This window comes from Allobosea sp. 10L422, assembly GCF_056395345.1.
Genome location: NZ_JBFTJI010000004.1, coordinates 334,896 through 360,685, shown reverse-complemented (window position 1 = coordinate 360,685; position 25,790 = coordinate 334,896). Strand labels below are relative to the sequence as shown.

Sequence of the window (25,790 nt, the reverse complement as noted above, 5' to 3'; positions counted from 1 at the left end):
CCGGCTCTCGAAAAGCCGTTCCACCTGGGAGTACCTCACGATGGGCTTGCGCGTTGGCGTCGATATCGGCGGCACATTTACCGATTTTGCGGTGCTCGACCCCGAAACCGGTCATTTCGAAATCGGCAAGGTGCTGAGCACCCCGGCTGATCCGGCCGAGGCGGTCATCGAGGGGCTGAAGGCCCGCATGGCCCAGAGCGGCCGGCAGATGGGCGAAATCAGCGAAGTCGTGCACGCCACCACTATCGCGACTAACACCGTGATCCAGCGCAAGGGTCCGACGACCGCGCTGATCACCACCAAAGGCTTCCGCGACGTCATCCTGATCGGCCGCCAGAAGCGCTACGAGCTTTATGACAACATGGCCGGCCGGCCCCTGCCGCTGGTGCCGCGCGACTTCGTCTTCGAGATCGAGGAGCGCATGCTCTTCACCGGCGTGGTCCAGACGGCTCTCGACGAAGCCGGTGCCCGCCTCGTTGCACGGCAGCTCGTCGAGCGCGGCGTCGTCGCCGTCGCGATTTGCTTTCTGCATTCATACGCCAACCCAGCGCATGAGAGGCGCGTCGCCGAGATCCTGCGCGAGGAAGCGCCGGAGCTGATGGTCTCGGTCTCCAGCGAGGTCTCGCCGCTCTATCGCGAGTTCGAGCGCACCAGCACCACTGTGATGAACGCCTATGTCATGCCCGGCGTCGCCTCCTATGTGGAACGCCTCGACCGCCAGTTGCGGGCGCTCGGCGCACTGGTTCCCATGCTGATCATGCAGTCGAACGGCGGTGTCGCCACCGCCGATACCGTCAAGCGCTTCCCGATCCGCATCATCGAGAGCGGCCCGGCCGCAGGCGTGCTGACGGCCGCGCGGTTCGCGCCCGCCGCTGGCACCGACAACCTCATCTCCTTCGACATGGGCGGCACCACCGCCAAGCTCTGCCTCGTGGAGGGCGGCAAGCCGCTGCTGACCAGCCAGTTCGAGGTGGACATGACCCATCTCAAGAAGGGCAGCGGACTGCCGGTGAGTATCCCCGCCGTCGACCTGATCGAGATCGGCTCCGGCGGCGGCAGCATCGCCAAGGTCGAGCTCGGCGCCATCGCCGTCGGCCCGGAGAGCGCGGGTTCGGTGCCCGGCCCGACCTGCTATGGCCGTGGCGGCAACAGGCCGACCGTCACGGATGCCGACCTCGTCCTCGGCTATCTCAACCCCGACTATTTCCTCGGCGGCGAGATGAAGCTCGACGCCGAGGCCGCGCTGACCGCGATCGAGGCCGACGTCGCGGTGCCGCTCGGCATCGACGTGATGCAGGCGGCTTGGGGCATCCACGAGATCGTCACCGCACAGATGGCGCAGGCCGCGCGCGCCGTCACAATCAATTGCGGCAAGGATCCGCGCCTGTTCGCTCTGGTGCCTTTCGGGGGCGCGGGCCCGGTGCACGGCACCCGGCTCGCCCGCATGCTCGGCTGCCCGAAAGTGGTCTTCCCGCGCGCGGCCGGAGTCGAATCCGCCGTCGGCCTGTTGATGGCGGAGACCTCGCTCGATCTCGCCCGCACGCAGGTGATGAACCTGGACGACGACGCCCTCGCCGAGATCAACACGCTCTATGCCGACCTGGAAGTGCAAGCCCGCCGGCAGCTCGACGAGGCCGGAGTGCCGCGCGAGCGCCAGAGCTTCTCCGCCAGCTGCGATATGCGCTTCGCCGGCCAGGGCTTCGAGATCGCCGTGGACCTGCCGGCCTATCCCTATGCGCCCGGAGATCTGGAAACGCTGCGCGGGGCCTTCCATGCGGCCTACGCCAAATCTTACGGCGCCAGAACTTTCGATCCGGACTGGACCATAGTCGCGGTCCATTGGCGCCTGAGGGCCATCGCAGTCGGCAAGACTCTGACCATGGACGAGCTGCCGAAGCAGGCCGGCGGCGTCGAGCGTGCCCGCCGCAGCCAGCGCCAGGTCTGGTTTCCCGAAACCGACGGCTTCACGCTCTGCGACGTCTACGATCGCTATCGGCTCAGCGCAGGAGACGTCTTCGCCGGGCCGGCCATCGTCGAGGAACGCGAGTCCACCATCGTCCTGCCGCCGGGCTGCGAAACTACCGTCGACTCGCACGGCAATCTCATCACCACGCTCGCCTGAAGGTATCCACCATGAACACGATTGATCCCGTAACCTTCTCGGTGGTCTGGGGCGGCCTTCTCTCCGCCGCGGCCGAGATGGGCAGCACGCTGCTACGCACCGCCTATTCCATGACCGTCCGCGAGGGCTCCGACTTCTCGACCGGCGTCTTCGATGCCGAGGGCAACATGATCGCCCAGGGCGACTACAGCCCCGGCCATCTCGGCTCGATGGCGTTCACCGTCCGCCAAATGCTCGACTACTATCCCGAAGGCTCACTTGGCCCAGGCGATGCGGTGATCTGCAACGACCCGACGATCGGCTCCGGCCACCTGCCGGACATCTTCATGGTCACGCCCGTCTTCGATGACGAGGAATTGATCGGTTACGCGGTCAATATCGCGCACCATATCGATGTCGGCGGCAGCGCACCGGGCAGCGAGGAGGTCGTCGGCGTCAGCGAGACCTGCCAGGAGGGCATCAAGCTGATGCCCGTACTGCTCTACAAGGCCGGCGAACCGATCAAGGAAATCCTGCGCATCATCGAGGGCAATGTCCGCATCAAGGACGTGCTCGGCGATCTTCATGCGCAATACGCCGCCAACATGACCGGCGTCGCCCGCATGCAGGGGCTCGCCCGGCAATACGGGCCGGAGCAGCTCGCCGCTTGCATGCGCGAGATCGTGGCGCGCAGCCGCGACGCCATGGTCGAGGCGATCGCCGAACTCCCTTATGGCACCTACCGATTCGAGGACGTGCTCGACGATGTCGGCCCGGACACCGAGCCGGTGCCGTTCAAACTGGCGCTGACTGTCGAGCCAGGGCGCATCATCTGCGACTGGGAGGGCACCGGCCCACAGCGGCCGGCCGGCATCAACGCCTATATGCAGTACACCCGCTCCTACTGCATCGCCGCGATCAAGGGCGTGACGCTGCCGCGCTCGCCCCAGAACTTCGGCATCATCGACTGCATCGAGATCCGCGCCCCGAAGGGCTGTTACGTCAACCCGAACCCCGGTGCGGCGAGCGGCGCGCGCGCCGTAAACGCCAACCGCATCTACGAGGTGGTGATGGGCGCACTGGCGCAAATCGTGCCGGACCGCGTTATCGCCGCGAGCTCCGGTTTCTGCAATCCCAAGGTCAGCGGCACGCTAAGCCCGCATACCGGCAAGCCCTTCCTCGCCTGGATGACGGCGATCGGCGGCGTCGGCGCCCATCGCCATTGCGACGGGCAGGAAGCCACGACCTCGCCGACCAATGGCACCAACACGCCGATCGAAGTTCAGGAGATGAACGCGCCGGTCTTCGTCGAGCGCATGGAGCTGATCCCGGATACCGCCGGCGCCGGCCGTTTCCGCGGCGGCATGGCCGTGCGCAAGGATGTGCGCCTCCTGGCCGATGCCGGGCTCGTCACCAATCTCGGAGACCGCTATGTCAACGCCCCCTACGGTCTAGAGGGTGGGCTGCACGGCTCCAAGGCGGCGACGGTTCTCAACCCCGACACGCCTGCGGAGCAACGCCTGCACTCGAAGGGCACCTATCCGCTTCGGAAGGGCGACGTCCTCAGCATGCGCACGGCCGGCGCGGGAGGCTTCGGCGATCCTGCGACGCGCGATCCAGCTGCCGTGCTGCGCGATGTAAAGCAAGGTCTCGTCTCAGCGGAGGCTGCGCGACGAGTTTACAGAGTGGCGATCGCAAACGACGCTGACGACATCGATGCTGAGGCGACCGAAGCTATGCGTTCGCGGCACAACCTGATGGTCACCTCACACTAAAGGAACAAATGTCCAAACTCGGTAGGAGATTCACTGCTTCTCTCTGGAAAACCGAGGACCACAGCCAAGGAAACGCCGACGGCGAGCCCATCCTCGCCGTCGATTACGCTGCGACGCAAAATCTAACGCCTGCTGCTGGGTAGTAGCCAGATGTCGGCTAATGGCGCCCTCTCGACCACTTTACTCCTCAGCCTTCCGGTGAGAAGCTCGGGCTGCCATAGGGATAATAGTCCTTCAGCGTGAGATTCTCGTAGGACAGAGCATCGAGATGAACGGTGCCCATGAAGGGCTCGGGCGGCTCGACGAGGATGATGGTCGGTGTGAAGCCGCTATCGTCGAAGCCGCGGCGGAAATGGACGCGCGACTTGATCGCGATCACGTCGAAATCATCAGGCGCGAGGCCAAGCTGCCAGAGCTCCGAAGGCTCGATGATCTGGACGAGGTAGGGGCTGAGCACCAGCACGTTGCCCCGGCCGAATTCGACGCAGACCCAGTCCTTGCCAGTGCCGCGCGCGGTCGTCGCCGGCCCCACGGATCGCAGCCTGCCGGAAATGCGGATCGGCGCTCCCGCCGATTCATCGAAGAGGCCGCCGATTTCCGCGTCGAAGGCATCGCCGGGCTTCGCGCCGGACGCGATGATGGTGCGGATCGCCTCCGGCGAGGCAATCGTCGCGATCAGCGTGCGTTCGAGCTTCTGCGCCACGATCTCCTGGAGCAGCCAGGTCGCATAGCCCGAGCGGTCGCTGTAGTCGGCGAGAAGGACGGGCCCCTTGCCCTCGGCAACCGCCTCGCGGGCCAGCGCGACCGCCTCCTTCGTCTTGTAGATCCTGACGGTGTCCAGCAGCGCCTGACGACGGCGCCAGGTCCATTCCGCCATGTCGCGGATGACGCGCTCAGCGAGGTCGGGGTCGTCATTGGTCAATACCTGCAGCGACATGCCGGCATCGGGCACGTCCGACCAGGGAAAGCCGAAGAACACGTTGACGAAGACGTCGGGCTCGCGCGCCTCCCAGATCAGCGCGCGCTGGATGAGGTCGGACCAAGGCGAGGCGCCGGTCCACATCACCACGGTCGGGGCGATGATCGGGATGCGCAGAGTGCGATGCACCGGCTTGAAGCTGCCGCGGATCGCGCGGACCAGCATGCGCGCCGCGCGCTCGCCCTGCAGATGCATGTCGTAATGCGGGAAGTACTTCACGCAGAAGGCCATGTCGGCCTGCGCGAGGAAGGCGTCGTCCTCGTTGCCATGCGGATCGAAGGTTGCGGTGATGAAGGCCTTGTCGCCGACGACCTCGCGGACGCGCCTGGCGATATCTGCCTCCGGCCGTGGCACGCCTCGCACGGCGAGCGCGCCATGGAGCGCGAGATAGACGCCGTCGAACTGCGGCTGCGCCGTCAGCTCCGCGATCATGATGCTCATGAAATGCTCATAGGCATCCTCGGTAACCCAGCCCGAGCCGGTTCCGGTGCGTGGCCAAAGCGGCGAGGTGATGCCGATGAGCTCGACATCGGCGAACTCGCGGGCGACCTGCACGAAGCCGCCCATATAGCCCTTCGGATCGGTAGAAAGCAGGTCTTCGCCGGAGGCCGGGGAGCCGGGATAGATGAAATCCTCCCGCGTCGTGTCGTTGGGGAGGAATGTCACCGTCTCATGAGCGAACTGGAGAACGGCGATCCGGATCTTGGACTGTGTCACAGCGGCCTGACGTCGTAGAATTGAGCGAAACCGATGCGCATGCCGGTAATCCCGCGATAGGCGGTCTTCTCGTAATAGGCGCCGAGCGGGATATAGGGCACGTCGATGAAGAACTGCTTCTGGATCTCGGCGCAGATCGCCTTTTGCGTCGCGAGATCCTTGGCGGCGAACCAGTCGAGCCGGAGCTCTTCGAGGCGCGGAGATTTCGGCCAGCCGAACCAAGCCTGGTCGCCATTGCCGCGGATGCCGAGTTGGCTCGCCGGATCGAAATTATTGGTACCGTTCAGATAGGTGAAGAAGATGCTCCAGCCGCCCTTGTCGATCGGCTGGCGGCTCGCCCGGCGCTGCACGACCGTACCCCAGTCGGTCGAGACCAGCTCGACATTCACCCCGGATTTCTGCAGGGCATCGGCAGCTACCGCCGCGAGCGCATGGGTCGAGGGATAGTCGGTCGGGTCGAGCAGCACGACGCGCTCGCCCTTGTAGCCGGCATCGGCCAAAGCGCGCTTGACGGCGGCGAAATCGCGCTTGCCGACGAGGACCTCGGTCCCAGCCGTCGTCGCCATCGGCGTATCCGGGCTGAAGACGCCGACATGATCCTTCCAGAGCGAGCGCTCATCACCGGCGACCGCCGTCATGCACTCGCTCTGGTCGATGGCGCCGAGCAGCGCCCGCCGGATCGCCGGATTGTCGAAGGGCGGATGCAGCGCGTTGAAGCGCAGGCAGCCGATGCCGCCGGCCGGGTCGAGGCCCTCCAGCTTGAGGCCAGATCGACCGTTGAGAGTGCCTTGCAGGTCGGGCGTGGGGTTCTGCCACCAGTCGACCTCGCCATTGGCGAGCGCATTCGCCGCCGTCTGCGGATCGGGAATGATGCGCCACTCGATCCGGTCGAAATGAACGTGTTTCGGGCCCGCCGTGAAGGTGGCCGAGCCATCCGCGCGCGGAACATAGCCGTCGAAGCGCTCATAGACGGTCAGTGCGCCCGGGATGCGCTCATCGGCCTTGAAGCGGAACGGACCGCTGCCGATCATCTCAGTGACCTGCCTGTTCGGGTCGGTGACCGCAAAGCGCTCCGGCATGATGCAGGGCATGGAGGTGCCGGTCTTGCCGAGCGCGGCCGGCAGCAGCGGGAACGGGCGCTTCAGCCGGAACTTCACGACGCGATCGGATTCGACCGAGAGCTCGTCCGTCGCGTCCATCAGGGCGCGGCCGAAAGCGTCGCGGGCGGAGAAACGACGGATGCTGGGCACCACGTCCTGCGCCCGGACCGGCTCGCCATCATGGAAGCGCAGGCCTTCGCGCAGCGTCAGCCGCCAGGTCTTGCCGTCATCCTCGACCGTATGGCCGGCGAGCATCTGCGGTTCGAAACCGTAATTGGCGTTCTGGCCGTAGAGCGTGTCGAAGACCAGATAGCCGTGATTGCGCGTTACGGTCGCAGTCGTCCAGACCGGGTCGACGATCGCGACATCCGATTCCGGGATGAATTTCAGCACCTTTGCCCGCTGCGCAAGGGCCGGTTTGGCCACAGTGGAAACCGCGGCACCTGCAGCGACACCCAGAAACGTCCGACGCTTCATGCCGTGAACCCTCGCCCAAGGGGGTGGAAAAGCTGCGCAGGACGCGCCGCCGCAAATGCAGTCAGCCGATCCTAGGATGTGGGAATTGACCGACGCAAGCGGAGTAGCCCTTCTCCAAGCGCAGGAGCGCCCCTTCAACGACGCGAAGCCACCCACGCGAGAAGGTTGGCATGTTCCTGCCAACATCTCGCTATTCGCGGAATGATATTCCGCGACGGAGCCCGATATGCGAGCGGTGCTGCCCGATCCTGCCATGCGTGCGACTTTGACCAGCGAAACCTCTTCTTCGACCGCACATTCCCGTGGCGTCCTGCTCGTCTTCGCCGCGACCGTGGCCTGGAGCGCCAGCGGCATCTATGCGCGCCTGCTGACGACGGATGCCCTGACCGCCATCGCCTGGCGAGCTCTGTTTGCCGCCCTCTTCCTGATCGTCCCCATGGCCATGTTCGGCGGCGCCAGGACGCGCCGGGCCTGGAAAAAGGCGTTCGGGCCGACCGGGCTGGCCCTGATCGCGTTCCAGACGATCAGCCAGGCCGCCTTCATCGGCGCCTACTACATGACCAGCGTGGCGAATGTCGCAGTGATCTACGCGACTGCGCCCTTCATCGCCGCCGTGCTCGGCTGGCTGCTCCTGAAGGAGCGCATCGTCCTGCGGACGATGGCGGCAGGGCTCGCCTGCCTCATCGGCGTCGGAATCATCATCTCGGCTTCGCTGGGCGCGGGTCGCATCATCGGCGACCTGCTGGCCCTGCTGATGACGGTGACATTCGCCTTCGTCATTGTCATCCCGCGGCTGGACCCGGACCTTCCGGCGATGCCGCCGATCTTCATCAGCGCGGTGCTGACCTTCCTGCTCTTCGCGCCGTTCAGCTCCTGGAGCTCGCTCGATGCCCATAACCTCGTGGTGCTAGCGGCCTTCGGAGCGACCAATTTCTCGATCGCGCTGGTGCTCTTCATCATCGGCGCACGGCACCTGCCGCCGGCGGAATCGGCCTTGATCGGCACGACCGAAGTCGTCATGACGCCGGTCTGGGTCTGGCTCCTCTTCGCGGAGCCGCCGCCCTTCGCGACGATCGTTGGTGGAGCAGTGATCTTCGCGGCGGTCGTCTGGTACACTCTCTCCGAGCTCCGGCGCGGCAAAGCCTAGCGCGGCAATCTTGAGAGGGCTGCGGCGAAATTCGAGCCTGAGGAGAGCGGGATGTTCGTAGTGGCCTGCTGCCCGTTTCGTGGACAGGGCGTTAGGCTAACCCCACCTTCTGTTCGAACTCGACCGGGCTGATGTAGCCGATGGTCGAGTGCCTGCGAACGGCATTGTGGAACCGCTCAATGCAATCGAACACGTCGGCACGAGCATCGTCGCGTGTTCGGTAGGGCCCGCCGCGTGGGTCCGAGATGGGCCGTCATCTGACCGGCGAAACTGATCCTGAGCGTCCGCTTCGCGGCGATCGCCCAATGTCTGGAACTGGCCCTTGTCATGCGTTGTCGAGCTGAAGCGTAAAACGGTTCCTTACCTCGGCCAAAATCCCAAGGAAGTCGCGCACAAGCTGCGGCCGCGGGCGCCCCGGCGGGAAAACAAGATGCTTGCGGAAATGCAGCGCAGGCTCGAAGCGCAGCACCCTGACCCCCCAGCGATCCAGCCCGGCGATCGCCGCTGGGTTGACGAGGCCGATCCCCGCCCCCTCCGAGGCCAGCGCGCAGATCGTAGCTGAATACTCCGCGTCCACGACGACGCGCGGCTTCGCATGCACGGCGGCGAATGCGGCGTGGAGATCTCGTGACAGGCGTTCGTCGAAATCGAGCTGGAGGAAGGGTTGGTCATGCAGATCCTCCGGTCGGATCACGGCCCGGGACGCGAGAGGATGAGCGTGCGACAGCACAGCGACCATCCGGTAATCGGCAAAATGCTGATGCTCGACACCATTGAGATCGACCTCTTCCGAGCACAGCCCAAGGTCGAACTGCCCCGATTCTACGAGGTCCCTGACCTGGCTGGACGATTGCACCTGCAAGGTGACGTTGATCTTCGGGAACGCCCTTTGGAATAGGGCCAGCGCCTTGGGCACTAGCCGCCCTCCCAGCGAATGCAAGCTCGCGATCTTGAGCTCACCCGCTCCAAACTCCCGGATACGGGCGGCCGCCGCTTCCAGCTTCGCCATCGCCAGGAAGTGGCTGTCGACCTCGCGGAAGAACATCCGCCCCTCGAATGTTGGAACTATGCGGCTGCGAACCCGGTCGAACAGGGCAAAGCCGAGTTCGCGTTCCAGCTCGGCGATGCAGCGGCTGATCGCCGGCTGGGTGACACTGAGCAATTCGGCTGCACGCGACGCGCTGCCGCTGGTCATGACGGCGGCGAAGGCTTCGATCTGTCGATGCTGCATATCTATCAGCTTTCGTTATCAAGTCCGCGTCAGCTGATATTGGACGCATAGACTTGCCCTGCCTAGTCTCAACCGACCAAGAATGGAGGGGCGAATGATCAGGGGTGTCATCAAGACCACGGCGCTTGCGGGAGGCCTGCTGCTCTCATCGCTTCCACCTGCTGCCGCAGGGCCGCACCTCGACGCGCTGAAGCAGCGTGGCGTTCTCAAATGCGGCACCTCCGAGGGCACGCCGGGCATCACCATGCCGGACCGCGAGGGTAAATGGACCGGGATCTATGCCGATCTCTGCCGCGCCGTAGCCGCAGCCGTCCTCGGTGACGCGACCAAGGTCGATTTCGTCCCGACGACCACCGTCACGCGCTTCACCGCCTTGCAGAGCGGCGAGATCGACGTGCTTTCGCGGACGGCGACCGCGACCTTGACTCGCGAGGCCCAGCTCGGCCTGCGCTTCGCGCCGATCTGGTTCTATGACGGACAGGCGATCATCGTCGCACGCAAGCTCGGCGTCACCAGCGCCAGGCAGCTCAGCGGCGCCACCATTTGCGTCCAGCAGGGCAGTACCTCAGAACTCAACCTCTCCGAATATTTCCGCACGAACGGTATGACCTTCTCGCCGGTGACGGTCGCCACGCTCGATGCGGTCGAGGATGCATTCTTTTCCGGCCGCTGCGATGCCTACAGCAACGACTCGACACCGCTGATCGGCATGCGGCTCAAGGCCGAACGGCCCGACGATTATGTCCTGCTGCCGGAACGCCTGTCGAAGGAACCGACAGCGCTCGCAATCCGAAAAGGCGACGAGCAATTCTACGACATCGTCCGCTGGGCGGTCTTCGCGCTGATGGAGGCCGAGGAGATGGGTGTGACCTCCGCCAATGCGGCAGAACTTGCCGCGAAAGGCCCGCCGGCCGTCAAGCGCCTGCTCGGCAGCGAGCCGGGCCTCGGCAAGGCGCTCGGTCTCGACGAGCGCTGGGTCGCCCGGATGATCGCCGCCGTCGGCAACTATGGCGAGATCTTCGAGCGCAATCTCGGCAAGGGCTCGCGCATAGGCCTCGAACGCGGCCAGAACGACCTCTGGACGCGCGGCGGCCAGATCTACGCCCTGCCGCTGCGCTGAGGCAAGAATGGACCGCTTCGCCGATCGTGGCCCGGAGGCGGCTGTGCCGTCCTGGGTCACCACATCGCCATCCCTGGCCGACGCCCTGATCTCGATGTCCGATGGCGTTCGGCGCCCGCTCTATCCGCAGGTTCCTCCGTTCGTCGCTCATATCGACGAGACCGGCGCCGAGCCGTTCCATTATCCCTACGAGGTCGGCTACGCCTACGAGCGACTTGCAGGCGACCTGTTTGCGCCACGCTTCGGCAGCGGCCTCGAACGCTGGGCGCCGCTCCTGCCGCCACTCCTGCCCGGCCTGTCCTGCGGCGAGGGCGCGACGCCGCTGGTTTCTGCGCCGCGGGCGGCCGCTTGGGCCTGCCTGCCCGAGCTCTTCGTCAAGGACGAGAGCGCCAATCCGAGCTGGAGTCACAAGGACCGCCTGAGCCTTTGCACCGTCAGCGCTGCTGCCGCCGCCGGCGCCCTTGGCACGGTCATCTCTTCATCCGGCAATCATGGCGCTTCGGCCGCGGCCTACTCGGCACGCGCCGGTCTGAAATGCATCGTGCTTTGCGACGACGCGGTTTCGCCGGCCCATGCACGACAGATGCGCGCCTATGGTGCCGCCGTGATCGCGATGCCACGCACGGCGCGGTGGCCGCTCCTCGATGTCCTGTCGCGCCAGCCGGGTTGGTATCTGATTGGCAACACGGCCCCGACCCATACCGGCCATCCATTCGGCCCAGAGGGCTACAAGACCATCGCATATGAACTCTTCCTCGAACTCGGACGAGTACCTGCCGCAGTGTCCGTACCGACGAGCTACGGCGAGCTGCTGTTCGGGATCGGCAAAGGCTTTTCCGAGCTCAAGGCACTGGGCCTGGCGACGGAAGAGCCTATCTTGATCGCCGCCGAGCCCGAGGGATCGGATGCCCTTGGCCGGTTCTGCGCCAGCGGCTCGTCCAGTACCCTCGAGCCGGTCGAAACCATTGCTCACGGTATTGGCTCCGCCCGCGGCGGCTTTCGTGGAATAGCCGCACTGCATCGGTCCAGGGGGCACGCTGTTGCGGTTCACGATCGGAGTATTGCGGATGCCCAGGCTGCCTTGGCGCTCGACGGTCTATGGAGCGAGCCGGCGTCGGCCGCGGGTCTGGCAGCCTTGCGCATCGCTGCCCAAAAGGCACTCTTGCCGCCCGGCCCCGTAGTTCACATCTCCACTTCAACAGGTCTGAAGGCGCCCTATCGTGGGGCTGTGGGGATTCCGCACCTCGCTCACGCCGATTGGGACGAACTGCGCGGGGTCCTGGCTGCTAGCTACAACGTGTCTCTCGACTGACCCAACCACGGCGTGCGGGAGGGCATCGCGCCTATGTACCGCACATCAGAACGGAATATCGTCGTCGAGATGGGTCGACGAGGAACGGCCACCGCCACCGCCGCCGGGCATGGCCGGCTGGCGCGAAGCTCCGCCACCGCCCATCGCGCCGGAGCGGCCGAAGGAGCCACCGCCGCCCGAGCGATCGTCGACGTAGCCGCCGCCACCGCCGCCCTCGCTGTACTCATCCGAGCCGCCCTGGCGGCTGTCGAGGATGGTGAGTTCGCCGCGGAAGCGCTGCAGCACGATCTCCGTGGTGTATTTCTCCACGCCGGACTGGTCCTGCCATTTCCGGGTCTGGAGCTGACCCTCGATGTAAATCTTCGAGCCCTTCTTGAGGTACTGCTCGGCCACTTTCGCCAGGTTCTCGTTGAAGATCACGACCGAGTGCCACTCGGTGCGCTCCTTGCGCTCGCCGCTCTGCTTGTCGCGCCAGGTCTCGGAGGTGGCGATACGCAGATTGACGACAGGCTCGCCGCTGCCGAGGCGGCGCACTTCGGGGTCGCGCCCGAGATTGCCGACCAGAATGACCTTGTTGACGCTACCAGCCATGACAGGCTCCACTTCCTGCGCACTTCACACAAACCGGCCGCTTGACCGGAGCCGAACCCTATCGGCCGATTAAGGCATTATCAATGATGTTCTCGTTTTGTTCAAGTGGTTTTCCCCTATCGAATCGCGGCGCCCGGCGGTCGCCGCAGACGAACCGTCGGAGGGCTATGGCAGGTCGCCCTCCAGCCTGACGCCGAGCGAAACCAGCGCCCGCCAATAGCCGGGATAGGTCTTGCCGACGCAGGCGGGGTCCAGGATGGTGATGCCGTTGAGCTTGAGACCCGCCAGTGCGAAGCTCATCGCGATGCGGTGATCGGCATGGCTGTCGATCCGCGCTGGAAGGGTCTGTCCGGTGAGGGCCGGATCGGACGCGACCAGAAGATCGTCGCCCTCCTCCACGCCGAGGCCCGGCCGGATGCGCGACAACCCCTGCGCCAAGGCCGACACCCGGTCGCATTCCTTGACACGCAGATTGGCGATCCCGACGAAGCGAACCGGCCGCCGGTTGAAGGCCGCGAGCACGGCGAGCGTGGGAACCGCATCCTGCATCTGCGAGCCGTCGATGACGTCCGGAAGGTTCGGAAAGCTGGCGATGACCTTGTGCGCGGCGGCATCGGGCTGGGTGAAGGCCGAGGGGGCGACGCCGAGATCGATAGCGCCGCCGGTCAGCACCTCGGCCGCCCAGAGATAGGTGGCGGCGGAGGCATCGGGTTCGACCAGGAAGTCGGCCGCCCTGTAGCCGGTGGGCTCCACCCGCCATGTCGCCGGATCCGGCTGTGAAACCTTCGCTCCGAAGGCCTTCATCACCGCCAGCGTCAGATCGATATAGCCGCGGGCGCCGATTTCCTTGCCCGTCAAGGCGATCTCGACAGGCCCACGCCCGCAGGCCGCCGCCATCAGCAGGGCGGACACATACTGGCTGGACAAGCCGCCATCGATCTCCACGCGTCCGGCGGGGAAGCTCCCCTGCCCCTGGACCTTAACCGGGGGGCAACCGCTCGGAGCCGTCACCGCGACATCCAATGTCCGCAGCGCCTCGACCAGCGGCGCGATCGGGCGTTTGCGCATGTGCTCGTCGCCGTCGACGATCACGGTGCCGTCGACCAGCGCGGCGGCTGCGGTCAGGAAGCGTGTCGCAGTACCGGCGTTGCCGAGGAAGAGCGGCTCGGCCGGCGGCTGCAGCCGGCCGGTTCCGGCGACGACAAAGGTGGTCGCATCAGGCTCCTCGACCGCGACGCCCATCGCGCGAACCGCCTGCGCCATGTAGCGGGTGTCGTCGCTCTTCAGGGCGCCGGTCAGCCGGCTCGTGCCTCCGGCCAGCGCCGCCACGAGCAAGGCACGGTTCGTGATGGATTTCGAGCCGGGCGGCACCACCCTGCCCCGCAGCGGCGCGTCCGGCGGAACGATCGTCAGTGCGGCCGTCGCATTCATCGTCCGTAGCCTTTGCGCGTTTCAAAGCCCGCGCCGAAACGGCGCGCGCAAGCTCATAGCGTGGCCGGCTCGGCTTGTCGCGGACGAAGCGCCGAGCGTTCCTCGCCCGGCTCCCGACAATCAGCCACCCTGCCGCCGCGACACGAGGACGGCCTGCGCCATCCGGTCCAGCAGCACGGCGAGCAGGACGATGGCGAGCCCGCCGACGAAGCCGAGGCCGGGATCGGCCCGCTGCAAGCCGAGCAGGACGATCTCGCCGAGCCCCTTGGCGCCGATCATCGAGGCGACGACGACCATGGCCAGCGCCATCATGATCGCCTGGTTCAGCCCTTGCAGGATCGTGGGCTGGGCAAGCGGCAGCTCGATCAGCCAGAAGCTCTGCCGGGGTCGCAGGCCGAGCGCCCGGGCGGCCTCGATGAAACCGGGGTCGACGCCGCGCAGGCCCAGTTCCGTCAGCCGCGCGAAGGGCGGCAGCGCATAGATCAACGTCGCGACCAGCGCCGGCGCGCGCCCGAGCCCGAGCACCATCGCCACCGGGATCAGATAGACGAAGCTCGGGATGGTCTGCATGAGGTCATAGAGCGGCGCGAGCGCGCGGCCCAGTCGCGGAAGCCGCGCCGCCGCAACGCCGAGCGGCAGCCCGAGCAGCACGACGAAGAGCACGGCGACGGTGACCAGAGCGAGCGACTGCATCGCCTCACCCCAGACGCCGAGACCGGCCAGCGCCACCGGCAGGGCCGCCATCGCCAGGGCGAAACCGATCCGTCGCGTCGCGAGCCAGGCGCCCGCCGCGACCGCGAGGACGAATGCCGGAACCGGGATGTGCTGGAGCGCCGTTTCGACCAGGCGGACCGGCGCGGTCAGCGTTGCGCCGAAACCATCGAGCTTGTCGCCATAGCCGGTGACGACGGCATCAACCGCGCGGTTGACGGCGCCCTGCAGCGCCTTGCCGAATTCCGGCACCGAAGCGGCCGTCACAGGCTCGATGCGACCTTCGTGGCGATATCGGCCGGCAGCCATTTGCGCCAGATATCGGGCTGCGTCTTGAGGAAGACCACGGCCTGCTGCTCAGGCGTGACCCCTTTCTCGCGCGCCTCGGCCAGCATCTTCGAGGTCATGTCGCTGGTCGTGCCGTAGCTCTTGAAGAAGCTCGCCAGCTGCGGCGCCTTCTTGGCGAGGTCGACATTGGCGCCGATGACCACCTTGCTCATCGGATAGGCTGTGGCGCGCTTGGGGTTGTCGCTCGCCTTGAGCTCTGCCCAAACAGCGGGGTCGAAGGGCGGCTCGTCGAGCTTGACGAGGTCATAGGCACCCAGCAGCCAGCTCGGCCCCCAATAGTAGAATACGACCGGGCGCTTGCGCTTGAGTGCGGCCTCGATCGCCGCGACCAGCGCCTCGCCCGAGCCGCCGCGCGTGTTGGTGAAGTCCCCGGCGAGCCCGTAGACGGCGAGTTTCTTGGTGTTGATGCCTTCGCAGACCCAGCCTGCGACGCAGTTGTAGAAGCGCCCCTTCCCCGGCTCTTCCGGATCAGCGAACAGAGCCTTGTAGCGCTTGAGATCTTCAGCGGTCTTCAAGTCCGGCGCCTTGGCGTCCGGCCCGGCGACCAGATAGCGCGGCACGAACCAGCCCTCGCTCGCATCCGGAAAGGTGGTACCCAGCGGCTCGACCTTGCCGGCCTCGGCCGCCTTCACCCAGGCTTCGACCGGGTTGGCCGTCCAGATTTCCATGACGATGTCGACATCGCCCCGCGCCACGCCGTTGACCAGAGGCGCGATGGCGCCGGGCACGCGCTCGACCTTGCAGCCGAAACCCCGCTCGGCGATCGCGCTGGCAACGGCGGTGTGGAAGGCGGCGGAATCATAGTCGAGCCCTGCCATCTTCAGCGGGCGGTCAAGCTCGCAAGCCATGGCCGAGGCGCCGAGACCGAGGCCGAAAGCAAGCGTGGCGGCTCCCAAAAAGGCTTTCATCGTCAATGCTCCCGCGCTGGCCATGACAGATGCCGCCGGGGCCGATCGCCCGGGCGGTTCGCGCAGTAACGCGGAACCGGGCGAATTGATCCGTCCTTCCGCCCTTCCCGCGTGGCAGCATCGCCCAAGTGAGGCCATAGAACCACACCCCACCCTGCCAGGGCCCGTCAGGACCATAGGCGTGACCTGGCAGGCGACGCGAGTGATACCTCATCGACCGAGCTTGCCGGCCATTGAGCGAGGTTCCTGATCGCCAGAGGTGGGTAAGAGAGGACAGAGATCGATGCTGCCAAAAGATTGCGTAGCGGAGAGAACGTCTGCTGCTGGAGGGGGACCGGTTTCGTGGACCCCGTCGAAGTCAAATCCGAAGTGCCGATGCAGGTCTTGAATCTGCAGATCCTGCGCGGGTTCAGGGCGATCGCCGCCCAGGCAGACGCCGCTCGATCAAAGAGGCGGATCGCGGGTCCATCCGCCGCCCAATGCCTGAAACAGGCTCGTCGCGGCAAGAAAGCGGCTTAGTCTGACCTGCGCCAGATTGTCCTCGGCGGTGAAAAGCGTTTGCTGGCTCTGCAATACGCTGATGAGATTCGCCGTGCCGCCGCGCAGCTGCGCTTCCGCCACTTCGAAGGCCCGGCGCGCGCTGCTGACGACCTCCGACTGCAGCCTTTCCTGCCGGGTCGTCTGGGTCAGCGCCACGAGTGCCTTCTCGACATCGGCGAAGGACGAGAGAACCGATTGACGGTAGGCCTGCAGGGCCTGCGACTGCGCGCCCCTCGCCTGGTCGAGCTGGCTCTGCAGCAGCCATCCGTCGAAGATCGGCTGCGTCAAGCCGGCAGCCAGCGTGTAGTACCAGGCGCCCGGCCCAAACAGCGAGGCGAGCGCCTTGCTCTGGAAGCCGGCATCGCCCGTCAGCTGGATCTGCGGAAAGAAGGCTGCCCGGGCCGACTCGACGCTGAAATTCGAGGCGGCGAGCTGTGACTCGGCCTGCAGCACATCCGGCCTGCGGCGCAACAGCTCCGATGGCAGCCCCGGCGTCACGCGCGGCACCGAGACCTTCGCCATGCCACCGCCGATCACTGTGAAATTCGCAGATGCCCGGGCGAGCAGGAGGGCCAGGGTCACGTTGCTCTGAGCCGCGGCAAGCTCGAGTGGCGGGACCGCCGCCTTCTGCGTCGCGACGAGCGTCTCCTGTTGGGAAAGATCCAGTTGCGACACCGTTCCGGCGTTGAACTGCTGCCGCACCAGAGTCAGGATCCGCTCGGCCGCGGCGACGTTGCCGCGGGCGATCCGCAAGCGGTCATTGGCCGTCAGAATCTGGAAGTAGGTATTGGCCACGCTGACGGTCGTGCTGAGGGTGACGACGTCGCGATTGTACCGGGCCGCGATGGCATCTTCCTGCGCGGCAAATAGGGTCGCGCGGTTCTTGCCCCAGAAGTCGATCATGTAGCTCGCCGTCAGCCCGACGTTGACCTGGGACCTCGTGCTGGACCCCGAGCTGCCGCTGGTCGTGGCCAGCCTTATCCGCTCCGTATTTCCAACTCCGGTCACCGTGGGGAGCAATGGCGCGCCGGCGATGCCGGCCTGCGCATCCGCCTGGACGATCTGCGCAACCGCGACCGCGATATCCAGGTTGGCGGATTGTGCGGCTTCGATCAGGCTCGTGAGCTCGGCGGAGCGGAAGCCGCGCCACCAGTCGAGGCCGGGCAGCGCGGCGTCCGGGCTTCGGTTTCCGCCCCGGTAGCTGGCAGGCACCTCCAGATCGACCGCCGGATTCTCGCTGCCGAGAATGCAACCCGACAGGCCAAGCGCAACGGCGATCGATGCGCCGATACCGCGCCAGCGGAACGACGGCTTGCGCCTTGCCAAGACGCAAACCGAAGCGGACGCGACGCCGTCACGCATGCATGAACTCCTTCGCCAATCCTTGGAGTTCATCCGATCGCACCGCGAAGCGATAGACTCGGCCAGGCAACAGCAAATGTTTTTGCATCATGAGACGTCGCCGCGCTCGCTCCGGCGCCTCGCCGTCTCGCCGCGTCATGCCGTGAGATCCGCGACCGGCTGAGGGGGACGCCTGCGCAGATTCCCGCACCAGGCGCGGAAGCGGTCAGCGTAGAGATAAACGACCGGCGTCGTGTAGAGCGTCAGAATCTGGCTCAGGACCAGACCGCCGACGATGGCGATGCCGAGCGGGCGCCGCAGTTCGCCGCCTTCGCCGAAGCCGATCGCGAGCGGCATCGCACCGAACATCGCTGCCATCGTCGTCATCATGATCGGCCGGAACCGCAGCAGGCAGGCCTCCTGAATGGCATCGAACGGAGACAGGCCGCGATGGCGCTGCGCGTCGAGCGCGAAGTCGATCATCATGATCGCATTCTTCTTAACGATGCCGATCAGAAGGATCACCCCGATCAGCGCCATGATGCTGAATTCGACTCCGAAGGCCATCAGGGCGAGCAATGCGCCGACCCCGGCGGAGGGCAGCGTCGATAGGATCGTCAGCGGGTGGACGAAGCTCTCATAGAGCACTCCCAGCACAAGGTAGATCGTCACCAATGCCGCCAATATGAGATAGGGCTGGCTGCCCAGGGAGGCCTGGAAGGCGCGGGCCGTCCCCTGATAGGTGCCGTGGATCGTGGCGGGGACGCCCAGCCGGTTCATGGCAGCCTCGATCGACTCAATTCCCGTGCTCAGCGACACGCCCGCCGGGAGGTTGAACGAGATGGTATTGGCGACAAGCAACCCCTGGTGGTTGACGGCCAGCGGCGTCGCGCCCTGTCCGAAATGTGCGATCGCCGAGAGCGGTATCATCGTCTCCTGCACCGTGCTGACCGCCGAACCCGTCGAAACCGCCCCCTTGCCGGTAGCGCCGATGGAGTTGGTCGCGAGATTGCGCGCCGCATCGGCCGCGACGCTGCTCGCCGTGGTCGATTTGCCCGCGGCCACGACCGTGCCGGCGACCGCATTGGTTGCCTGAGAGCCCCCGACCGACCCGCCGGCGGTACTGATGAAGACCTGCTTCAGCGTTTCCGGATTCTGCCAGAACCGCGGCGCCACCTCCATGATCACGTGGTATTGGTTGCGCGCGACATAGATGGTCGACACCTGCCGCTGGCCGAAGGCGTCGTAAAGGGTGTTGTTCACCTGCGCCATGGTGACGCCGAGGCGCGCGGCGGTGTCGCGATCGACGATGACATTGGATTCCAGCCCCTTGTTCTGCTGGTCGCTGTTGACGTCGGCGAGTGTCGGCAGCGCCTGCAGTGCGGCTGCGATCCGCGGCGTCCATTCCGCAAGATCCTCCAGGGTCGAGCCTTGCAGGGTGTATTGGTACTGGGCATTGCCGGCCCGGCCGCCGACCCGGATATCCTGAACCGCCTGCAGGAAGAGGCTCGCGCCGGGCACGACTGCCAGATTCCGCCGCAGGCGCGCGATCACCTGGTCGGCCGAGACGACGCGTTCGGCGAGCGGCTTCAGCGCGATGAAGACGCTGCCGGAATTGGTCTGCCCGCCGCCGGTGAACCCGACCACCGTGTCGACGGCCGGGTCGGCCTTGACGATCGAGACGAAGCGCGAAAGCTTCTGCTGCATCAATTGGAAGGAGATGCTCTGATCGGCCTGGATGGCACCGACGATGCGCCCCGTATCCTGCTGGGGAAAGAAGCCCTTCGGAATAGTGTCGTAGAGATAGAGGTTGAGGCCCAGCACAGCCGCCAAGACCAGCATGACCGCCCCGGGATGGCCAAGCGCGGCTGTCAGCGTTCGCCTGTATCCATCCAGCATCCAGGCGAAGACCCGCTCGCTGCCGCGATATAATCGGCCATGCCTGAGCTCGGCGTTTCTGCGCAGAAGCACGGCGCACATCATCGGCGTCGTCGTCAGCGAAATCAGCAGCGAGATCATGATCGCCAGCGAGGTTGTCATGGCGAATTCACGAAACAGCCGGCCGACGATCCCCCCCATCAGCAGGATCGGAATGAACACGGCGACGAGCGAGATGCTCATCGACAGGACCGTGAAGCCGACCTCCTGCGCGCCCTTGAGCGCGGCCGCGCGCGGCTCCATCCCGCTCTCCACATGGCGCGCGACGTTTTCGAGAACCACAATGCAGTCGTCGACCACGAAACCCGTCGCGACGGTCAAGGCCATCAGCGACAGGTTGTTGAGGCTGTAGCCGAGCAGGTACATCGCCGCGAAGGTCGCGATCAGCGATACGGAGACGGCCACGACCGGCACGAGCATCGACCGCCAGTCGCGCAGGAACGCGAACACCACGGCGATCACGAGCAGGATCGCGATCACCAGCGTGCGCTCGACGTCCTGGAGCGAAGCCCGGATCGTCGTGGACCGGTCGACCGCAGGCGCGAGATCGATGGCGGGGGAAATCGAGGCCCGCAGCGTCGGCAGGAGCGCCTTCACCCGGTCGACCACACCGATGATGTTCGCGTTGGGTTGCCGGAACAAGACGAGGAGAACGCCCGGCTTGCCGTCGACGAGCCCGGCATTGCGCAGATTCTCGACCGAATCCGTCACTTCCCCGATATCGGACAGCCGGATGGGGGCGCCGCCGCGATAGGCGATGGTTAGAGAGCGATACTGTGCCGCCTTTTCCGCCTGGTCGTTGGCGTAGATCTGGTAGCGTCGATCGCCGACATCGATCCCGCCCTTGGGGCTGTGGGCATTGGCGCTGGCTATGGCGGCACGGACATCCTCCAGGCCGATGCCGTATTTATAGACGGCCTGCGGATTCAACTCGACCCTGACGGCTGGCAGCGAGCCGCCGCCGACGAGGACCTCGCCGACACCCTCGACCTGAGACAGCTTTTGCGCGAGCACCGTGGTGGCCGCGTCGTAGAGTTCGCCCCGGGTCTTGGTATCCGAGGTCAGCGTCAGGATGAGCACGGGGGCGTCCGCCGGATTGACCTTTCGATAGGTCGGATTCGCACGGAGGCTTGCCGGCAGGTCGGCGCGAGCCGCATTGATCGCAGCCTGTACGTCGCGCGCAGCGCCGTCGATATCGCGGTTCAGGCCGAACTGGAGGGTGATCCGCGTTCCCCCGACCGTGCTTGACGAGGTCATCTCCGTCACATTGGCGATCTGGCCGAGATGGCGCTCCAGCGGGCTCGCGACGGTCGCCGCCACATCTTGCGGGCTGCCTCCCGGCAACGTGGCCTGGACCGAGATCGTCGGGAAATCGACTTCCGGGAGCGGCGAGACGGGGAGTTGGAAGAAGGCGACGGCACCCACCCCTGCCAGCCAGGCGGTCAGCAGCGTGGTCGCAACCGGGCGGCGGATGAAGGTCCGCGACGGGTTCATGGCCCAGGCACTTCGTGGGACGGCGGCAGGGCCAACCGGGCATCGGTGGCGCCGACGGCCAGCCGATCGAACCAGAGATAGATGACCGGCGTCGTGAACAGGGTCAGCAGCTGGCTGAGCAGCAGCCCGCCGACGATCGCGATACCGAGCGGATGCCGGAGTTCGGAGCCCGCGCCGGTTCCGAGCATCAGCGGCAGGGCCCCCAGCACGGCAGCCATCGTCGTCATCAAAATGGGCCGGAACCGCAGCAGACAGGCCTGACGGATCGCCTCGCGCGGTGTCCTCCCCTCGTTACGCTCGGCGTCCAGCGCAAAATCGATCATCATGATCGCGTTTTTCTTCACGATGCCAATCAGCAGGATGATGCCGATGATGGCGACGATGGTGAGTTGCTGGCCCGCCATCATCAGCGCCAACAATGCGCCGATGCCCGCCGACGGAAGCGTCGAGAGAATCGTGAGAGGGTGGATGAAGCTCTCATAGAGCACGCCCAGCACGATATAGACCGTCACGATCGCCGCGAGGATGAGCAGGATCTGGTTCGACAGCGACGACTGGAAGGCCTGCGCTGCGCCCAGGAAGCTGCTGGTCACGCTTTCCGGCAGGCCGATTTCGGCCTGGGCCTGCCTGATCGCAGTCACGGCTTCGCCGAGCGAGGTTCCGGGTGTCAGGTTGAAGGAGACCGTGGCCGAGGGAAACTGGCCGAGATGCGAGACCTGGAGCGGTGCGGTGCCCTCGCGGATCCTCGCGACGACCGCCAGCGGGACAGGTCCACCGCCCACCGCCGACGGCAAATAGATCGCCGAGAGCGAACGCAGGGAGGTCTGCAGCAGCGGATCGGCCTCCAGGATGACACGGTACTGGTTCGCATTGGTGAAGATCGTGGAGACGATGCGCTGACCGAAGGAATCATAGAGCGCGTTGTCGATCGTGGCCGGGGTGATGCCGAAGCGGGCCGCCTGGTCGCGGTCGATGTCGACGAAGACGGCGAGCCCTCGTGCGGAGATGTCGCTCGCGACCTCGGCGATCTGCGGCAGCGCCGCCAGCCGCTCGACCAGTTTCGGCGTCCATTCGGCGAGCTGAGCCGCATCGGCATCCTGCAGGACGAACTGGTACTGCATGCGGCTGACAATGCCCTCGACCGTGAGGTCCTGCACCGGCTGCATGTAGAGCGAGATGCCCGGCAGCGCGGCCGTGCGCTGTCGCAGGCGCTCCATCACCGCCGCGATGTTGGATCTGCGCTCCTCGTGAGGCTTCAGGTTGATCAGGATGCGCCCGCTGTTCAGCGTGCTGTTGGTGCCGTCGACCCCGATGAAGGAGGACAGGCTGGCGACATCGGGATCCTCCAGGATCGCGGCGGCGAGCGCCTGCTGCCGGCTGGCCATCGCGGCGTAGGAAACGGACTGCGGCGCCTCCGTGATGCCCTGGATGACCCCGGTGTCCTGCAGCGGGAAGAAGCCCTTGGGGATGACGGCGTAAAGGTACCCCGTCAGCCCGAAGGTCCCGAGCGCGATCAGCAGCACCAGCGTCTGCCGATCGAGCACCCAGTCCAGCATGCGGCCATAACCCGCAATGATGCTGTCGAAGGCTTCCCGGCTGACGCGCTGGAAGCGGTTCTCGCGCGCCTCGGCGGCCGGCTTCAGAAGCTTGGCGCAGGCCATCGGCACCAGCGTCAGGGAGACGACGGCCGAGATCAGGATCGTCACCGCCAGCGTCACCGCGAACTCGCGGAACAATCGGCCGACCACGTCGCCCATGAACAGCAGGGGGATCAGCACCGCGACCAGCGAGACCGTCAGCGAAATGATGGTGAAGCCGATCTGCTCCGAGCCGCGCAGGGCGGCCTCGAGCGGGGAATCCCCCTCCTCGATGTAGCGCGAGATGTTCTCGATCACGACGATCGCGTCGTCGACGACGAAGCCGGTCGAGATGGTCAGCGCCATCAGCGTCAGGTTGTTGAGGCTGAAGCCCATCAGATACATCGCGCCGAGCGTCCCTACGAGCGAGAGGGGAACGGACAGGCTCGGGATCAGCGTCGCGCGCGGGCTGCGCAGGAAGACGAAGATCACCAGCACGACGAGCATGACCGCCAGGGCGAGCTCGTATTCGACGTCGCGGACCGAGGCCCGGATGGTCACCGTGCGGTCGGTCAGAATCGTCATGTCGACGGCTTCCGGCAGCGACGCCTTGAGTTGCGGTAGCAGCGCCTTGATGCTGTCGACCACCGAGATGACATTGGCGCCCGGCTGACGCTGGATGTTCAGAATCACAGCCGGCGTCGCATTCATCCAGGCACCGAGCTTGTCGTTCTCGGCGCCGTCGACGACCTCTCCGACATCGCTCAGCCGAACCGGAGCGCCGTTCTTGTAGGCCACGATCAGGGAACGGTAGCCGTCGGCGGAGCGGATCTGGTCATTGGCATTGATCGTCGAGGCCCGCATCGGCCCGTCGAAACTGCCCTTGGGCGTGTTGATATTGGCATTGCCCAAGGTGGTGCGCAGGTCGTCGATGTTCAGGCCGTAGGCGGCGAGCTTGCGGATATCGGCGCGGATCCGCACGGCGGGGCGCTGGCCGCCGCTGATGGTAACGAGACCGACCCCGGGAAGCTGCGAAATCTTCTGCGCCAGCCGTGTATTGGCGAAGTCCTGCACCTGCGTCAGCGGAACGGTGGCGGAGGTCAGACCGAGCGTCAGGATCGGCGCGTCGGCAGGGTTGACCTTCGCGTAGATCGGAGGCGCCGGCAGGTCCGCCGGCAGAAGGTTGCCGGCGGCGTTGATAGCGGCCTGAACCTCCTGCTCCGCCACGTCCAGCGAGATGTTCAGGTCGAATTGCAGAGTGATGACCGAGGCGCCGCCCGAACTGACCGAACTCATCTGGTTCAGGTTCGGCATCTGGCCGAACTGCACCTCGAGCGGCGCCGTCACCGAGGAGGTCATCACATCGGGGCTGGCGCCCGGATAGAAGGTCTGCACCTGGATGGTGGGGTAGTCGACCTCGGGCAGAGCCGCCACAGGGAGAAACCGGAAGGCGAGGATGCCCGAGAGCATGATCGCCACCATCAGCAGCGTGGTGGCCACGGGCCGCAGAATGAAGGGCCGGGACGGGCTCACGGGCCTGGCCTCGCGCCCGTGCGGCGGCCGGAGCCCGCGGCCTGCGGCGGCGTTGCGTCGGGCGGCGCCCGCACGCTGATCCTGGCGCCTTCGCGCAGCTTGTCGGCGCCGTCGATGACGACCGCGTCGCCCGGCTTGAGGCCCGACAGGATCTCCACATGATCGCCATCGGTCACGCCGAGCTCGACCTTGCGAACCGAGACGGTGTCGTTGGGGTTGACGATATAGACGAAGGTGCCGGGCACGCCGCGCTGGACGCCCGCCGACGGGATTTGCGTCACGCCCCTGCGCGTGTCGAGCAACAGGCGGATATTGACGAACTGGTTGGGATAGAGCGATCGCTCCCCGTTCCCGAAGGTCGCGCGCAACTTGATCGTGCCCGTGGTGGGATCGATCTGGCTGTCGAAGGTCTTGAGGGACCCATCCGCGAGTTTCGTCGTGCCGCCGCGGTTGAAGGCCTGGACCGGCAATGTCGCGCCCGCCCGCAGGCGCGCGGCGATCGCCTGGAGATTGTCCTCCGGCAGGGTGAAGAGCACGCTGATCGGCTCGAGCTGCGTGATCACGACGATGCCGCTGGCGTCGCCGGCCGTGACGTAATTTCCCGCGTCGACCTGGCGTAGACCGGCGCGCCCGTCGATCGGCGAGACGATCCTGCAATATTGGAGATTGACCTCGGCGGCCGTGACCTGCGCGTGATCCGCCGCGACCGTGCCCTCATATTGGGCGACCAGCGCGACCTGCGTATCGAGAGTCTGATGCGGCACGGCGTTCTGGGCTGAAAGGCTCCTGTAGCGCTGCAGGTCGACCCGTGCCCCGCTGAGCAGCGCCTCATCGCGCGCCAATTGCCCCTTCGCCTGAGCCAGAGCGGCCTCATAGGGACGTGAATCGATCTCCGCGAGCAGATCGCCCTTCCGGAGATCCTGCCCCTCCTCGAAGTCCACCGCCAGGAGCTTTCCTGCGATCTGGGACCTGATCGTAACGGTCGCGAGAGCAGTCACGGTACCGAGAGCATCGAGGTTGATCGCGATATCGCCTTGCGTCGCTTGCGCGGACACGATCGACATCGCTGGAACGCTGCGATTGGACCCCGCTGGCTTCTCGCCGCCCGGTCGCACCCACCACCACAATCCGAGCCCTGCCGCGACCAGCGCGATCAGCACCAAACCAGGAAGGCCGGCCCGCGACTTCCGCGAGACCGCCGGCGAACGATCCGTGGCAGGAGCTAAGGCCGGGAACTCGGGCTTCTGGTTCATCGCTGCACCGATGCCGCATAGAACGCCCGCAGGATGCTATACGCATTTGCGCGGCGCCGCACATGAAACAGGCGTAATCCAGCGTTAATCTAGCCCGGAACGACGCGCTTCAGCCTGCATGAGGCGAACTGCTATGGTTGCTGCCGCATCAGCTTCGCATGCAACG

At 65.9% G+C, this 25,790-nt stretch carries 16 protein-coding genes and 1 pseudogene; 5 read left to right on the top strand and 12 right to left on the bottom strand.

Going from position 1 to position 25,790, the window contains the following annotated elements; translation table 11 throughout:
* Positions 1 to 40: 40 nt before the first annotated feature.
* On the top strand, positions 41 to 2,122 hold the full coding sequence (locus AC1DEZ_RS11765; RefSeq protein WP_441511511.1) for a hydantoinase/oxoprolinase family protein: 2,082 nt from the start codon (positions 41 to 43) through the stop codon (positions 2,120 to 2,122).
* Between the two features lie 11 nt (positions 2,123 to 2,133).
* Entirely contained in the window at positions 2,134 to 3,876 is a 1,743-nt protein-coding gene (locus AC1DEZ_RS11760; RefSeq protein WP_441511510.1) for a hydantoinase B/oxoprolinase family protein, read from the top strand.
* A gap of 187 nt (positions 3,877 to 4,063) precedes the next feature.
* Here AC1DEZ_RS11760 and AC1DEZ_RS11755 read toward each other — a convergent pair whose 3' ends face one another.
* Positions 4,064 to 5,572 (bottom strand): M81 family metallopeptidase, encoded by a 1,509-nt coding sequence (locus tag AC1DEZ_RS11755; RefSeq protein ID WP_441511509.1) that lies wholly within the window; start codon positions 5,570 to 5,572, stop codon positions 4,064 to 4,066.
* A complete protein-coding gene (locus AC1DEZ_RS11750) occupies positions 5,569 to 7,149 on the bottom strand; it encodes an ABC transporter substrate-binding protein (RefSeq protein ID WP_441511508.1) in 1,581 nt (526 codons plus the stop codon). The genes AC1DEZ_RS11755 and AC1DEZ_RS11750 overlap by 4 nt, the downstream gene beginning before the upstream one ends.
* 253 nt (positions 7,150 to 7,402) lie before the next feature.
* Here AC1DEZ_RS11750 and AC1DEZ_RS11745 point away from each other — a divergent pair, with 253 nt between their 5' ends.
* Positions 7,403 to 8,296, top strand: coding sequence for a DMT family transporter (locus AC1DEZ_RS11745; RefSeq protein WP_441511507.1), 894 nt, complete (start codon positions 7,403 to 7,405; stop codon positions 8,294 to 8,296).
* A gap of 91 nt (positions 8,297 to 8,387) precedes the next feature.
* On the opposite strand, the pseudogene AC1DEZ_RS11740 reads toward AC1DEZ_RS11745, so the two are convergent.
* Positions 8,388 to 8,519 (bottom strand): annotated as a pseudogene (locus AC1DEZ_RS11740) (IS3 family transposase); the annotation flags it as partial.
* Positions 8,520 to 8,621: 102 nt separating this feature from the next.
* Entirely contained in the window at positions 8,622 to 9,527 is a 906-nt protein-coding gene (locus AC1DEZ_RS11735; protein ID WP_476779707.1) for a LysR substrate-binding domain-containing protein, read from the bottom strand.
* A 94-nt stretch (positions 9,528 to 9,621) separates the two neighbouring features.
* Between AC1DEZ_RS11735 and AC1DEZ_RS11730 the strand changes: the two genes are divergently transcribed.
* Both AC1DEZ_RS11730 and AC1DEZ_RS11725 read left to right on the top strand, forming a co-directional pair.
* Positions 9,622 to 10,647: an amino acid ABC transporter substrate-binding protein gene (locus tag AC1DEZ_RS11730; RefSeq protein WP_441511506.1), complete on the top strand. Its 1,026-nt coding sequence runs from the start codon at positions 9,622 to 9,624 to the stop codon at positions 10,645 to 10,647.
* 7 nt (positions 10,648 to 10,654) lie between these two features.
* Positions 10,655 to 11,959 carry a threonine synthase gene (locus tag AC1DEZ_RS11725; RefSeq protein ID WP_441511505.1) on the top strand — a complete coding sequence of 435 codons (1,305 nt, stop codon included), beginning with the start codon at positions 10,655 to 10,657 and terminating at the stop codon, positions 11,957 to 11,959.
* Between the two features lie 45 nt (positions 11,960 to 12,004).
* On the opposite strand, the gene ssb is transcribed toward AC1DEZ_RS11725, so the two are convergent.
* From ssb to AC1DEZ_RS11685, 8 genes are all read right to left on the bottom strand, one after another.
* Positions 12,005 to 12,550, bottom strand: a complete 546-nt coding sequence (gene ssb / locus AC1DEZ_RS11720) for a single-stranded DNA-binding protein (protein WP_441511504.1) — start codon at positions 12,548 to 12,550, stop codon at positions 12,005 to 12,007.
* 165 nt (positions 12,551 to 12,715) lie between these two features.
* A complete protein-coding gene (locus tag AC1DEZ_RS11715) occupies positions 12,716 to 13,981 on the bottom strand; it encodes a 3-phosphoshikimate 1-carboxyvinyltransferase (RefSeq protein WP_441511503.1) in 1,266 nt (421 codons plus the stop codon).
* 120 nt (positions 13,982 to 14,101) lie between these two features.
* Entirely contained in the window at positions 14,102 to 14,959 is an 858-nt protein-coding gene (locus AC1DEZ_RS11710) for an ABC transporter permease (protein ID WP_476779706.1), read from the bottom strand.
* Complete coding sequence (locus AC1DEZ_RS11705; protein WP_441511501.1) at positions 14,956 to 15,948, bottom strand: ABC transporter substrate-binding protein; 993 nt, start codon at positions 15,946 to 15,948, stop codon at positions 14,956 to 14,958. The genes AC1DEZ_RS11710 and AC1DEZ_RS11705 overlap by 4 nt, the downstream gene beginning before the upstream one ends.
* A gap of 444 nt (positions 15,949 to 16,392) precedes the next feature.
* A complete protein-coding gene (locus tag AC1DEZ_RS11700) occupies positions 16,393 to 17,850 on the bottom strand; it encodes an efflux transporter outer membrane subunit (protein ID WP_441511500.1) in 1,458 nt (485 codons plus the stop codon).
* A gap of 135 nt (positions 17,851 to 17,985) precedes the next feature.
* Positions 17,986 to 21,261 (bottom strand): efflux RND transporter permease subunit, encoded by a 3,276-nt coding sequence (locus AC1DEZ_RS11695; RefSeq protein ID WP_476779705.1) that lies wholly within the window; start codon positions 21,259 to 21,261, stop codon positions 17,986 to 17,988.
* Positions 21,258 to 24,371 (bottom strand): MdtB/MuxB family multidrug efflux RND transporter permease subunit, encoded by a 3,114-nt coding sequence (locus tag AC1DEZ_RS11690; RefSeq protein ID WP_441511498.1) that lies wholly within the window; start codon positions 24,369 to 24,371, stop codon positions 21,258 to 21,260. Before AC1DEZ_RS11690 ends, AC1DEZ_RS11695 begins: the two co-directional genes overlap by 4 nt.
* Positions 24,368 to 25,624 (bottom strand): MdtA/MuxA family multidrug efflux RND transporter periplasmic adaptor subunit, encoded by a 1,257-nt coding sequence (locus AC1DEZ_RS11685; RefSeq protein WP_441511497.1) that lies wholly within the window; start codon positions 25,622 to 25,624, stop codon positions 24,368 to 24,370. Before AC1DEZ_RS11685 ends, AC1DEZ_RS11690 begins: the two co-directional genes overlap by 4 nt.
* Between the last annotated feature and the right edge of the window lie 166 nt (positions 25,625 to 25,790).